The organism is Microcoleus sp. LAD1_D3 (assembly GCF_036702135.1).
Lineage (GTDB): Bacteria > Cyanobacteriota > Cyanobacteriia > Cyanobacteriales > Microcoleaceae > Microcoleus.
Genome location: NZ_JAUBSB010000009.1, coordinates 76,929 through 89,414, shown reverse-complemented (window position 1 = coordinate 89,414; position 12,486 = coordinate 76,929). Strand labels below are relative to the sequence as shown.

The following is a 12,486-nucleotide window of genomic DNA, read 5'->3' as shown; positions in this document are numbered from 1 at the left end:
ATCTTGCCTGTTCTTCAGTTGCGTTTTTCCATTGCCCACTGCATCAAACCGGGGAACAACCGATAAGCTTCCGATGCCAAAAAAGCAGGGCCGACGGTAACTTCTGCACGCTGATTTTTCACAGCATCCCAGATAGCTTTAGCAATATCTTCTGGCTGAGTTGCCCACTCAGATTTCAGCATTTTGCTCATTTGCTGACGACGCAATTCGACTGCGGGTTCGTCTCGATCGCGAAATTGAGCTCTTTCTAAAAAATCGCTATTAATCAGGCCAGGATGCACGGCGCAAACGTGAATACCTTGAGGCGCCAATTCCAAGCGCAAACTTTCTGTTAAACCGGTTACGGCATATTTGCTGGCGCAATAAGCAGTCATTTGAGGCAAAGGCATTTTGCCACCAATGGAACCAACATTGACTATTGTCCCTGTTTTTCGTTCCAAAAAATGTGGCAACATTTCTTGAATTGTGTTAACGCAGCCCCAAAAATTGGTATTCATTAATTGCTGCCAGTCTTCGGAGGTAGTGTGCTCGATCGCCCCCGTGAGACAAATGCCAGCATTGTTAACCACAACATCGATGCTGCCACAGGTATCTAGGGCTTTTTGGACGATCGCGCGCACTTGTTGAATGTCGCCAACATCCCCCGGAATAGCTACAGCGGAAGTGCCTTCTCGCTGCACTTGAACCGCTGCTGCTGCCAATCTCTCTGGCTGGCGAGCTACCATCACTACATCGTAGCCTTTACTTGCAAATAAAATTGCTGTTGCTTTGCCGCTTCCTTGAGAAGCGCCTGTAATCAAAACTGTAGGAGCCATAGATAGTTATAAATTGTAAGTGGAGAAATCGTTGTCGGCGGTATTGAAACTATAACAGAGGTAATCTAATTTTAGGCGCGCTCTACATTAATATTTCTTGAGTATAGCAATTTTTTGTGATTTGCGAGCGGGCTTTTTTTAACGAACCGCGAAGGTGCGAAGGACGCGAAGGAAGAGAGGAGAAGGGAAGAGAAGAGAAAGTGTTCAGGATTTGTGCGAAAATTGCTATGTAAATCTTACTTTAGGCAATTACCAATTACCAATTCCCCCAAAATGAATCTTCCGAAACAACCGCCGAATTGGTCGATCGCCCTAGTGTTAATTATCGGGGTTTTAGCCGTCTCAACTTCCTCAATCTTAATTCGGCTGGCTAACTTGAAAGCAGGCGCGGGCGGCTTTGGTTTCAGTCTGGTACTTGCGGCTTCTCGCCTGACTTTATCTGCTTTAATTCTGCTTCCTGCTTGGCGGAAAATTCAGTGGAAAGCCCTGCAACCGGGAGCTCGGCGCTATGCTGCTGCTGCGGGTTTGTGTCTCGCCCTGCATTTTGCGCTGTGGATTACCTCACTTTCTTATACTTCGATCGCCGCCTCGACTGCCCTTGTCACCACTAATCCTGTCTGGGTAGCGCTTTTGTCGCGCTTCTGGTTCGGGGAAAAACTCAGCAAAATGTCGATCGCTGGCATTACTATAGCTCTTGCTGGGGGAATGGCGATCGCTCTCGGAAGCGGGGGCGCAGCCCATGCTGGTAGGAGCCAACTGCTTGGCGATTTCCTGGCTCTGGCTGGTTCCTGGGCAGTCAGCTTGTATTTGCTGCTGGGCCGGGAAGCTCAGCGGCGGGGACTGGGAATTGGTGGCTATATCGCGATCGCCTATACTGTGGCTGCGATCGTCCTGCTGCCTCTCCCCTTCGCCTTCGGCACTACTTATACTAATTACCCCGACATTGTATATTTTTATATTTTGTTAACGGCGGCTTTGCCTCAATTAGTCGGCCACACCATTTTGAACTGGGCTGTAGTACAGATTTCCCCAACTCTGGTAACTCTTGCCATCTTGTTTGAACCGGTTGCGGCGAGTTTTTTGGGTTATTTGCTGTTTGGGGAAGTGCCGGGGCCGGCGGTACTCGCAGGTGCTGCGGTGCTGCTGTTGGGGGTAGCAACCGCTACCTTCGGAGTAAAAAAAATCACTGTCACCAGTTAAGAGTTAACAGTTTTCGACATTGCCACTACTGTTGCCGTGAGTCAGAATAAAACAGATTAGGGCTTAAAAACCAAAATAACTCGTCAGTTAAATATCGATTCAAAACTATCAAAGGTCTGAGTAATGACTAATAATACTCGCGTGCCTTTCGGAGAATAAAATTATGCTGCCAGAACAACTACAGCGGATCATCGGCTACTTTATCGAAGAAGCCACAGAACAGATCCAAATTATCGAACAAGGCTTGCAATATCTGCAAAACACCGTGCCCGCTCCCCAAAGATTACACCAGCTCATCCGAGCCTCGCACTCGATTAAAGGGGGAGCAGCTATGCTTGGATTTAGCAGCATTCAGCGAATTGCTCATCGGTTGGAGGATTATTTAAAGCTGCTCAGAGAATGTCCGATCGCCATTGATAGCAGGCTGCAATCGCTCTTAACCGAAGTTTTTGATATTTTAGCAGCCCTCGTGTCAAAGGTTTCTAAGGGTTTTGGGCTCAACCACGAAGACGCAAACCAAATGCTCTCCCTCGCCGAACCGGTTTTTGACGAACTCGACGCTTACCTGAGATTGCGAATTCCCACTCGCCTGACTGTGAGAGCTACTACGGACGAACATATTCACGTTTTCTCCGGTTACTGCACCTCCCTGAGCGAATTTTCGTCCGCTATTGCTTCGCACGTCGGTTTGCTCGGAGGCACTATTACACGCCACGAGCAGGATAGCCAGGGCATACGCCTTTGTATTGACATTTACCTGCCGCCTTACACTAGGATCGAAAACATCCGCCAAGCTGTCGAACTTTCCGGCGCTCTTATCGGGACTGTTCAGACGCAACGCGACTTTTCGCTACTGGCGACTGCGGATTATCCGGTTTACCAACGTGCGATCGAACGTCCCGCAATTTGCACCGGATGCCGCTACTATTACGGCAGAAGCGACGGCGGCTACCTGCTCAACTGCACTATCCATCCCCGCGGCCCGGAAACAGAAGATTGTCGCGATCGGGAACCGGAATAACCGCTGAAAACTCATACCTCGGAAGTACGATTTTGCACCAGAACAACTTGCTTCAGAAACCAATATTTTCCCTGAAACCTTTCACATTAGCCCCTGCCATTTTTTTTAGTTTCTAGATAACTAAATCCTTCTTCCTCTGAAGAGCTCCCCTAACAACTGATACTGCAACTCGAGTTAATTGCATCATGCTTGTAGGATGAGCGATCGCCCAGACATTGATTGTCAGACAAGTGATTCCCATCACTAACAAGATGTATGTCGGAGGCATTACTACCCCGATCGCGAACCAGCTAAAAACGTGAAATATCATTGCTGTAGCCCAAAGGCTGGCGACAACCACAGACGCCCAAATTTGTATTCGAGGTCGGTTTAGTCCTGTCAAAATCACTGTCTGCAAAGTAGTCAGCAAGTTTGCCGGAACTAAAAAGGCACAGATAGCTATGCAGTGGGTATAAGAAAACTCGGTAACTGTATTGAAGTCGATCATCAGTCTAATTGTCGGGCCTGTTGGGTATACTTAAAGAGCTTAGCGTGACTTGACTTTTAGATCTTGTCACCCTTACTTTAACTTAATATTTCCGTAAGTAGGCCGCTCTGGAGACGCATTTCTCTCCCCCTTTGCCAGCAGGCCAAATTTTACCACAAATATTAAAGTTTGGGAAAATTATTAAACATATTTGAAGAATGGCAACAATTGCTATGATAATTAACATCGGGAAGCGATAGTATAGAAGAGCCAAGTCGGTAAAAGTTTTAAAAGGCTGAGGCTGGTCTAACAGCAACAAATACGGCAGGCTGATTTTAGACTAAATCATTTTTGATTCGCTAATTATCGGATGATTGATTCTCCGTGTCCGTCAAGGGATCGAGCTGTTAGGCGATCGAACAATATGAGATTATTATGAAAAAGCCAATTTGCTCTCAAATCTCAAATCAATAGAACCCTCTCGAAATTTTACAGCGGAAGACAAAGAAAATGGATCAACAAATCACAATTCCCGCACTCGAAGAAGTTGACTTGACAAACTGCGACAGAGAACCCATTCATATATCGGGGCACATTCAGCCACACGGAGTGCTACTTGTTGTACGAGAACCAGAACTAGAAATACTGCAAGTCAGCCAAAATACCCAAGATTTGTTAGGACTAGATCCGGAAAATGCGATCGGTCGAAATTTGAGCTTATTATTCAATCGAGTTCAACTAAAAAAACTCAAGCTTTGTTTGTGTAATGAAAACTTAAAAATCGTTAATCCCATTAAACTCTCTGTCATAAACAAAGGTAAATATTTAGAATTTGACTGCATCCTCCACCGAGTAGAAGAAGTATTGATGGTCGAGTTGGAATTAGCCACAAGCCCAGAAAATCTTTCTGTTTTTAGTTTTTATCATTCAGTGAGAGCCACTGTCAGCAAAATTCAAAGCGCCCCCAATCTCAAAGAATTATCTCAAATAACTGTAGAAGAAGTCAGAAAAATATCGGGTTTTGATAGAGTGATGGTCTATCAATTTGACCACGAAGGCAACGGCGCTGTGATCGCTGAAGACAAAGCAGAAATGCTGAGTGCTTTCTTAGGATTAAACTACCCCAGTTCAGATATCCCCAAACAAGCCAGACAACTGTATACGTTAAATTGGCTGAGGTTAATCCCAGATATTAATTATCAACCCGTCCCCCTTGTTTCGGGAAACAATGCTGTTACCACCCAGCCCAGAGACCTCAGTTTCAGCGTGTTAAGAAGCGTTTCTCCCATTCACATAGAATACTTGCAAAATATGGGCGTTGCAGCTTCGATGTCAATCTCGTTAATCAAAGACAAAAAACTGTGGGGATTGATTGCTTGCCACAACTATACACCAAAATACCTCAACTATGAATTGCGCGCAGCCTGCGAATTTATCGGGCAAGTAATGTCCTTAGAAGTGCAATCAAAAGAAGGAAACGAAGACTACGACTATAAACTACACTTGAAATCCATTCAAACCCAGATTTTTGAAGACATATCCACCTCCGAAAACTTGTCACAAGTTTTAGTTAAATGTCAGCATAATTTGCTAGAAGCAGTCAACGCCCAGGGAGCAGCCATAGTATTTGGAGACAATTGCTATCAAGTAGGGCAAACACCTCCAGGAGAAGCACTCAAATACTTAACACAGTGGGTGCAACAACATTTAAATAAAGAATTTTTTTATACAGACTCCCTCACCAAATGCTATCCAGAAGCTGAGGAATTTAAAGACACGGCCAGCGGGTGTTTGGCCATAGCAATATCGCCAACTCAGAAAATATACGTTTTGTGGTTTCGGCCGGAAGTAATTAAGACGGTAAATTGGGCGGGGAACCCCAACAAAAAAGTTCAAATAGATGAAGATGGCAGTCATCGACTGTCTCCTCGGAAATCCTTCGCTCTGTGGCAAGAAAATGTGAAGTATAAATCATTGCCTTGGAAACAATGCGAAATAGACGCTGCATTAGAACTGAAAAAAGCAATGATTAATATAGTGCTGCGCCAAGCCGAAAAACTCGAAAAATTAAATACAGCACTAGAAGCCTCAGTCGCCAGAGAACGCGAAAAAACAGCTAATTTAAAAACAGCAATGTCCGAGCTTCAGCGGGCGCAAACTCAATTGGTGCAAAGCGAAAGAATGTCAAGTTTAGGACAGTTGGTGGCGGCTGTAGCTTATGAAGTCACTAACCCGATTAACTTCATCTACGGAAATCTTAGCTATGCCAACGAATACACTCAAAAACTCATCAATTTATTGCAGCTTTACGAGCAGCACTATCCGTCGCCTTCGCCAGAAATTCAGGCAGAAATAGAAGCCGTAGAATTAGAGTTTATAGTGGAAGACTTACCAAAGTTGGTGGGTTCAATGAAAGTAGGAGCTAACCGCATCCGCGAGATAGTTCAGTCGCTGCGAAACTTTTCGAGAATTGACGAAGCCGAGATTAAACCAGTTGACCTTCATGACGGATTGGACAGCGCTTTGCTGATTTTGAGCAACCGACTAAAACCGAAGCCCGATCGCCCCGCAATTCATCTCATCAAAGAATATGGTTCTTTGCCTTTGGTTGAGTGTTACGCAGTCCAAATCAACCAAGTATTTATGAATGTACTGGCAAATGCAATTGATGCTCTCGAAGATGCTTTTGTCAACAATAATTTATCGTCGCACGGCGGGGACAAAGAAGAGCCAGTTAAGTACGGACAAATTCGGATTGTGACTGAAATTTGTCGGGGAGAAAAAGCCGTAGCAGTTCGGATCAAAGACAACGGTTGGGGCATGACACAAACAGTTCGCCAGAAAATTTTTGAGCCGTTTTTTACCACAAAACAGGTGGGCAAAGGTGCGGGGATAGGTTTGGCCATTAGCCACGAAATTGCCGTAGAACAACACGGTGGCAAATTGACTTGCATTTCTGCCCCCGGAGAGGGAACCGAGTTGATTATTGAGATTCCCTTAAGCCAAACTCATCCTAAACCCATTGTGAAGTGAAAAAAAGTCCGCGCTAGCGAAGCTATCGCGAAGGTAGAGAATCGACCCCATTCAAAAATCGAAAATTCGATTAGAATACAAAAGCAGCTAAGTAGATTTGAGCCAATTCAGAGGAAGCGACTGTGACTGAAAAAACTACCGCCCAATGGGATGCCGGCCGGTTTCTCAAAACCTTGGCTTATTTCGGCGTCATTCCCTTCATTGGCAGCATTAGCTGGCTGCAACAACTCTTTGGAAGCAGCAGCAAAACTAAAAAAGACCAACCCAAACTGATACTGGTAGCCGGTGCCACCGGCGGCGTCGGGAAGCGAGTTGTCAAGCGGCTACAACAGCGGGGATATAGAGTGCGAGCCCTCGTCAGAGATGCCAAAAGAGCAACAGAAATTCTAGGCAATAATGTCGAATTAGTCGAAGGAGATATCACTCTGCCAGAGACGCTAACACCGCTAGTAACCGAGGGTGTGGAAGCAGTTATCTGCTGCACCGGCACCAAAGTTCAACCAGTAGAAGGAGACACCCCAACCAGGGAAAAATACTATCAAGGCATCAAATTTTATATGCCGGAAGTTGTGGATGTTCCCGAAATAGTCGAATACAAAGGCCTTAATAATTTAGTCCAAGCTGTTCGCCGCCAGCTAATTCAAGCAGGCGACAAAACAATTTTTGACTTCACAAAACCCAGCCAAGATTTAAAAGAAACTTGGGGTGCCCTGGACGACATCGTAATGGGCGGCACTAGCGAAAGTTCGATCGTACTTACAGACAATACAGCTATATTCACAGGCAATGTTTCTACTGCCAACTCGGGCGGCTTTGCTTCGGTGCGTACCCGCAACTTCGATCCTCCGCTTAATCTCGCAGGATTTAGCGGCCTCCACCTGCGCGTCAAAGGGGACGGCAAGCGCTACAAATTGATTGTTCGCAGCGAAGCTAAATGGGATGGAATTGGCTATTGCTATTCGTTTGATACTGTTTACAATACCTGGATTACTATCACCGTTCCTTTTGATGAGTTAATTCCAGTATTCCGCGCGGAAACTGTTAAGGATGGCTCTAAATTTGATGGCAGCAGTATTTTTTCTTTTCAGTTAATGTTGAGCAAGTTTGAATATGATGGCGCGCTCAACCCGAAATTTACACCGGGTATTTTTCAACTGGAGTTAGAATCTGTTAAAGCTTATGGGGGACAGACTTGGCCGCGATTTGTGATGGTGAGTTCGGCAGGAGTTACCCGCCCCGGCCGCCCTGGAATTAACTTGGAAGAAGAACCGCCTGCCGTCAGAATGAATGATATGTTGGGAGGGATTTTGACTTGGAAGTTGAAAGGCGAAGATTGTGTGCGATCGAGCGGCATACCTTATACTGTTGTCAGACCTTGCGCTTTGACTGAAGAACCGGGAGGCAAAGCTTTAATATTTGAGCAAGGAGACAATATTAGGGGCAAAGTCAGTCGGGAAGATATTGCAGAATTGTGTGTGCAGGCCTTGGAACAACCGCAAGCTTGCAATGTTACTTTTGAGGTGAAAGAGGGGGAAAATGGCAGTTCTCCGGGAGACTGGCAGGCTTTGTTCTCTGGAGTTAAATAACAATTGTTTGTAGGGGCTGATTAGTTTGTTACCCCCTTATTACTCGGCGGTTGAAACCGCGTCTACACAAACGAAGTCTGCCTCCGCAGACTAAGAAATAACTGGTTCCCAGGCTCAGCCTGGGAACCAGTAATAACCAATAACTAATAACTAATAACTAATAATTAATTTATGTCTGTGACTTTTTCCCGACGCAACCTGACTCCTTATTTGTTTTTGCTACCTGCTTTATTTATTTTGAGTTTGACTGTTTTGTGGCCGGCGGTGCAAGCTTTTTATTTGAGTTTTACCAACTACGAATATGATTTAACTCAAATGCCGCAGTGGGTGGGTTTAAAGAATTTTGAGAGGTTGTGGGGCGATCGCACATTTTGGCAAACTTTGACGAATACGCTGCTGTATCTCACCTGCGTTGTGCCTGTATTGGTTGTTCTACCGTTGGGAATGGCGATTTTGTGCAACCAAAAACTTAAGGGGATGAACTGGTTTCGAGCCGCATATTACACGCCGGCGGTGATTTCAATGGTTGTCGCCGGGATTGCTTGGAAGTGGCTGTTTGCGGAGACTGGGCTGCTCAATCAGTTGGGGGAATTGTTGGGTTTACCTCCTGTTTCTTGGTTGGCTAATCCGAAGTTAGCAATCTTTAGCGTTATGGCAGTTACTATCTGGAAAGGATTAGGTTATTACATGGTGATTTATTTGGCAGGGCTGCAAGCTATTCCGGCAGAACTTTATGAGGCGGCTGCTATTGATGGTTCTGATGGTTTGGGAAAGCACTGGGATATTACTGTGCCGCTGATGAAGCCGTATCTAGTTTTGGTAGCGGTGATTTCGGCGATTTCTGCTACTAAGGTTTTTGAAGAAGTTTATATTATGACTCAGGGTGGGCCTCGCAATAGTTCTAAGACTGTTGTTTATTATCTTTACGAACGGGCTTTTAAGGATTTGGAAATTGGTTATGCTTGTACGATCGGGCTGGTTTTGTTTTTGCTAATTTTGGGTTTGTCGATTTTGCAAGTTAGTCTTCAGGGTTTGGCTCGCAATGATTAAGATTGGTGACTGATTATGAGGGACGCAATCCGGGCCTCATAAACTCGGTTTCTCGTTCTCATTCCTGTGATTACCAGGACTTTGTTACATTCAGAAACCGGGTTTATTGCTCTAATTTATACTAATTTTAGACTTGAATATCGAAGTAATGCGATCGCTCACGGCTTTGGGCAGGTCTTATTGGCGAAATCACAGCTATAAATATAGGGTTTCTGCCAGTTCAGAGGAATTTCTAATAAATCCCTGGTTCCGGTCATTCCCTGTCCCAGAAAGAGCAGCACGGCGATCGAGTTCAAGATCACATGGATAGTGCGCCAGCGATTTGAGCGGTCTTTGTAAATGTCTTCAATGATGGCAAGGGAAAAAACCATAATTAGCGCAGCGGCGATGCCAATGTAGTAGTGAGACCAATACCATTCATTGGTTCGCCGATAAACGCCATCTTGAGTGCCAAGAATCACCAAGCCAGTACCTGTTAGCGTCGCAAATATGCCGCGCCATAAAGCGGGTGTCGCTCGATATAGCATGACCAAAGAGCCGACAGTTGCCACAAACATCAGCACAATGAACATGACCTGAAACGAGTTTTTGCTCCAAACATCCTTGCTCAAAATATGCTCAAAAATCGGGTAGGCTAGACCCAACAAGGTCACTCCTACTACAGAACCTGACAGAATTCGACCTGCTTTGACGTGTTCTGGACCGACTACAGGTGGAATTTTGCTCTTGGTGTCGATCGCAATTTGCTTGCGACGCTGCATAGTTTGCCACGCCATATTGAGAACAACACCAAGCATAGGAAAAACAATCGCTACAGCTAAAATAGGATGCAGCAAAGCCAGAAAATCTTTAAATTCCATAGATTACCTTGTTCTTGAGGAGGGTTGGCTTCATCAACCAGGTTTTTGCGATACATAATATCATACCCGGTGATCTAAGCACAGTAAGTTTGTAGTCAGGACTAATAGTGATTATTCACCCCCATAGAGAGGATTGAAGTCCTGACTACAAACACGCTTTATGAAAGCTAACTCACCGGAAATGTTGATAAATCAGAAGATATATAGCAATCCTCGCATCATTGGTGAATTTCTTACTCCCTCCCCTTGATAAGGGGAGGGTGGGGGTGGGGTAAAAAATTTACGACTCCTGCAAGGATTGCTATAGCAGTTGTCTATTGGGTGAGGTACAGCTTTCTCAATTACGCAATGGAGCAATTACAATTACCTTGTTCTCAGGGAAATGAAAAGTGCTGGCGGTAATGTCAGTGGCGGTTAGGGACTAATTGCCTGCATCACTTTGAGGTTATATGTTACTCAGCCTTTCAGTATGGAAAAACTCCTAGCGAGAGTGAAAGCCTGTCTGCGCCGAACTCAAGCTGATGACCCAGATAATTTACCATTTGAAGACCTAATGTTGAACGGTTTAACCCGTGAAGTTTATCGAGGCAATCAACTAATTGAACTCACGGCCCAAGAGTTTGATTTGCTAGATTTTATGCTGCGAAATCCCCGTCAAGTTATTAGTCGCGATCGAATCTTAGAAAAAGTCTGGGGTGACGATTTTATGGGCGAGTCAAACATTATTGAAGTGTATATTCGTGCGTTACGGATTAAATTAGAAGCAAGTAACTCCAAACGCCTGCTGCCTACTGTCCGGGGAGTTGGATATGTGCTGCGAGAGCAAAAGTGAGGAGGGGCGGATTTACAAATACTTGGCACATAAAGTATGGATACTGGTGAACCCGCTCCTATTATACTACCTATTTTTTTTGTAAAAAATAGACTTACAAATCCGGTCGTTCCTGATAATCTTCCGCAGAACTAGGGTCTAATTCCCAGCGACTTTCATCTCGATGTTCAAGCATATTTGTTGTGTTCAAAATAGCGCCATCGGCCATCTCTATGCCTGCAGAAGCTCCGAGTTCGTCAACCATATCCAGGTCGGGAGTAGGCGCGGTTCCGCCCACCGATTGCTCGCCAGTGGCACTTTCTTGTTCCGCAGCAGGATCGCCATCCTCGCCGCCGATTTGGGAACTGGTGGAAGAATATTCCGAACTGCTGTCCTGCAGGGTTGTTATGTCGTCTTGGGTCAATCCCGGTTGATCGATGACGCCAGTACCGTAAGATTCGGTAATTTCTTGAGGCAAATCGCCCAAATTATCGCGTTCTGTTGTTGTTTTTGTGTTGCTTTTCTTTTGCTGGGCCACGATACTTGCTCCTGTTTGTTTTTGAACTCAATTAAATTAAAAATGTCCGAATTTGGCTTTAATTGAATTGTTTTTAGTAATTCCCTATGGCTATAATTAATTCATATTATAATTACTATTTAAGCTTTTAGCTTCTATCCCAGGAAATATATTGAGTCGGAGCAGCTATTTCATAGGGAATACAAAAAGCGATCGCCATTTTCAAAAGGGCGATCGCTTTTTAATTCGGAGGCTAATGCTATTCGGGAAAATCAGGGATTACCCATTTGGGGGGTTCCGTCCGTTTCCTTCTCACCGCTTCCTCTGCTATTTCTAGCATTTTATCCAGAGAAGTATTTTCAATAAAGTTAGACGTTGCTTCTGCGTATTCCCGCTTCGGGCACTTGTCGCCCAGAACGCAGCCATTGACGCAAGCCACAGCACAATCGACAGTGTTCTCCACCATAACTTTTTTCCTTTCACGGTTCCAACAACTAGCAGGCAGATGCTCTGGGTTAATTTGTCAAGAGACTGCCCTATATGTTTATTTTACTTTACAAACTGGCCTCAAAGGTCGATCGCCAGGGCAAAACTGTTATAAAATCAAAGCAACCTACCTAATCTGCCGATCGTGAGTAATTTTCTGCGGCGCTTAAAACTTTTACCTTGGCGAGAAATGCTGCAAATTGCCGCCCTCGTCAACTGCATCGTGATTGGAGTGGAGCTATTTTTAGCCTGGGGTTTCACGCAATCGCGAGCAATCCGCAACGTCGTGACGCTTATCTACGGTTCCTCCCTCGAGATATTGATACCTTTTGCTGCTGCAGTGGGAATGGGAGCTTTAGCAGTGTACTTTTTAGAGTATTGGCAACAACAATTTTTGCTCAACCGAAGTAGTTTGTGGGTTTTAGTTTTGTGCGTATTCTTGGGTTTGGTGTTAAAGTCATTCTTACCCATACCTCCATTATTAGCAAGTGTATCGGAAGCTGCACTAATCGGAGTTACGGTGGGAGTTTTTTGGAAAGGTCGGCCTTATTGGCGATAGTCATTAGTCAGTAGTCAGTAGTCATTAGCCCATATGGTGAGCTATGACATACTATTACAGAAAGCAGTAGTAGGGCGCACCT

Annotated in this window: 12 protein-coding genes; 7 read left to right on the top strand and 5 right to left on the bottom strand. The window is 45.0% G+C overall.

The genetic code is table 11. The features are described from left to right. Positions 1-14: 14 nt before the first annotated feature. Positions 15-815, bottom strand: a complete 801-nt coding sequence (locus QUA74_RS07785) for an SDR family oxidoreductase (RefSeq protein WP_333326723.1) — start codon at positions 813-815, stop codon at positions 15-17. 273 nt (positions 816-1,088) lie between these two features. On the opposite strand from QUA74_RS07785, the gene QUA74_RS07780 reads away from it, so the two are divergent. Further along, on the top strand, positions 1,089-2,015 hold the full coding sequence (locus QUA74_RS07780) for a DMT family transporter (RefSeq protein ID WP_333326721.1): 927 nt from the start codon (positions 1,089-1,091) through the stop codon (positions 2,013-2,015). 163 nt (positions 2,016-2,178) lie between these two features. Beyond that, on the top strand, positions 2,179-3,036 hold the full coding sequence (locus tag QUA74_RS07775) for an Hpt domain-containing protein (RefSeq protein ID WP_333326719.1): 858 nt from the start codon (positions 2,179-2,181) through the stop codon (positions 3,034-3,036). Positions 3,037-3,148: 112 nt separating this feature from the next. Here QUA74_RS07775 and QUA74_RS07770 read toward each other — a convergent pair whose 3' ends face one another. Beyond that, positions 3,149-3,523, bottom strand: coding sequence for a hypothetical protein (locus tag QUA74_RS07770; protein WP_333326717.1), 375 nt, complete (start codon positions 3,521-3,523; stop codon positions 3,149-3,151). Positions 3,524-4,012: 489 nt separating this feature from the next. Between QUA74_RS07770 and QUA74_RS07765 the strand changes: the two genes are divergently transcribed. From QUA74_RS07765 to QUA74_RS07755, 3 genes are all read left to right on the top strand, one after another. After that, the gene (locus tag QUA74_RS07765; protein WP_333326715.1) at positions 4,013-6,535 is read left to right on the top strand and encodes an ATP-binding protein; all 2,523 of its coding nucleotides are present in this window, start codon (positions 4,013-4,015) and stop codon (positions 6,533-6,535) included. A 122-nt stretch (positions 6,536-6,657) separates the two neighbouring features. After that, positions 6,658-8,121 (top strand): CIA30 family protein, encoded by a 1,464-nt coding sequence (locus QUA74_RS07760; RefSeq protein ID WP_333326713.1) that lies wholly within the window; start codon positions 6,658-6,660, stop codon positions 8,119-8,121. 171 nt (positions 8,122-8,292) lie between these two features. Beyond that, a complete protein-coding gene (locus QUA74_RS07755) occupies positions 8,293-9,171 on the top strand; it encodes a sugar ABC transporter permease (RefSeq protein WP_333326712.1) in 879 nt (292 codons plus the stop codon). Positions 9,172-9,329: 158 nt separating this feature from the next. Here QUA74_RS07755 and QUA74_RS07750 read toward each other — a convergent pair whose 3' ends face one another. Beyond that, entirely contained in the window at positions 9,330-10,031 is a 702-nt protein-coding gene (locus QUA74_RS07750) for a DUF4079 domain-containing protein (protein WP_333326710.1), read from the bottom strand. 469 nt (positions 10,032-10,500) lie between these two features. Here QUA74_RS07750 and QUA74_RS07745 point away from each other — a divergent pair, with 469 nt between their 5' ends. After that, positions 10,501-10,863 (top strand): response regulator transcription factor, encoded by a 363-nt coding sequence (locus QUA74_RS07745; protein WP_333326708.1) that lies wholly within the window; start codon positions 10,501-10,503, stop codon positions 10,861-10,863. Between the two features lie 94 nt (positions 10,864-10,957). On the opposite strand, the gene QUA74_RS07740 is transcribed toward QUA74_RS07745, so the two are convergent. Further along, positions 10,958-11,380: a DUF6335 family protein gene (locus QUA74_RS07740; RefSeq protein ID WP_333326706.1), complete on the bottom strand. Its 423-nt coding sequence runs from the start codon at positions 11,378-11,380 to the stop codon at positions 10,958-10,960. Positions 11,381-11,618: 238 nt separating this feature from the next. Further along, positions 11,619-11,825: a hypothetical protein gene (locus QUA74_RS07735; protein ID WP_006634408.1), complete on the bottom strand. Its 207-nt coding sequence runs from the start codon at positions 11,823-11,825 to the stop codon at positions 11,619-11,621. Between the two features lie 165 nt (positions 11,826-11,990). Here QUA74_RS07735 and QUA74_RS07730 point away from each other — a divergent pair, with 165 nt between their 5' ends. Beyond that, the gene (locus QUA74_RS07730; protein WP_333326704.1) at positions 11,991-12,404 is read left to right on the top strand and encodes a peptide chain release factor 1; all 414 of its coding nucleotides are present in this window, start codon (positions 11,991-11,993) and stop codon (positions 12,402-12,404) included. Positions 12,405-12,486 lie beyond the last annotated feature (82 nt).

What these genes read in the sequence shown, in the direction of transcription:
- QUA74_RS07745 (WP_333326708.1), top strand. Translation starts at nt 10,501, where the DNA reads ATGGAAAAACTCCTAGCGAGAGTGAAAGCCTGTCTGCGCCGAACTCAA.
- QUA74_RS07775 (WP_333326719.1), top strand. Translation starts at nt 2,179, where the DNA reads ATGCTGCCAGAACAACTACAGCGGATCATCGGCTACTTTATCGAAGAA.
- QUA74_RS07785 (WP_333326723.1), bottom strand. Translation starts at nt 815, where the DNA reads ATGGCTCCTACAGTTTTGATTACAGGCGCTTCTCAAGGAAGCGGCAAA.
- QUA74_RS07735 (WP_006634408.1), bottom strand. Translation starts at nt 11,825, where the DNA reads ATGGTGGAGAACACTGTCGATTGTGCTGTGGCTTGCGTCAATGGCTGC.
- QUA74_RS07750 (WP_333326710.1), bottom strand. Translation starts at nt 10,031, where the DNA reads ATGGAATTTAAAGATTTTCTGGCTTTGCTGCATCCTATTTTAGCTGTA.
- QUA74_RS07755 (WP_333326712.1), top strand. Translation starts at nt 8,293, where the DNA reads ATGTCTGTGACTTTTTCCCGACGCAACCTGACTCCTTATTTGTTTTTG.
- QUA74_RS07770 (WP_333326717.1), bottom strand. Translation starts at nt 3,523, where the DNA reads ATGATCGACTTCAATACAGTTACCGAGTTTTCTTATACCCACTGCATA.
- QUA74_RS07765 (WP_333326715.1), top strand. Translation starts at nt 4,013, where the DNA reads ATGGATCAACAAATCACAATTCCCGCACTCGAAGAAGTTGACTTGACA.
- QUA74_RS07780 (WP_333326721.1), top strand. Translation starts at nt 1,089, where the DNA reads ATGAATCTTCCGAAACAACCGCCGAATTGGTCGATCGCCCTAGTGTTA.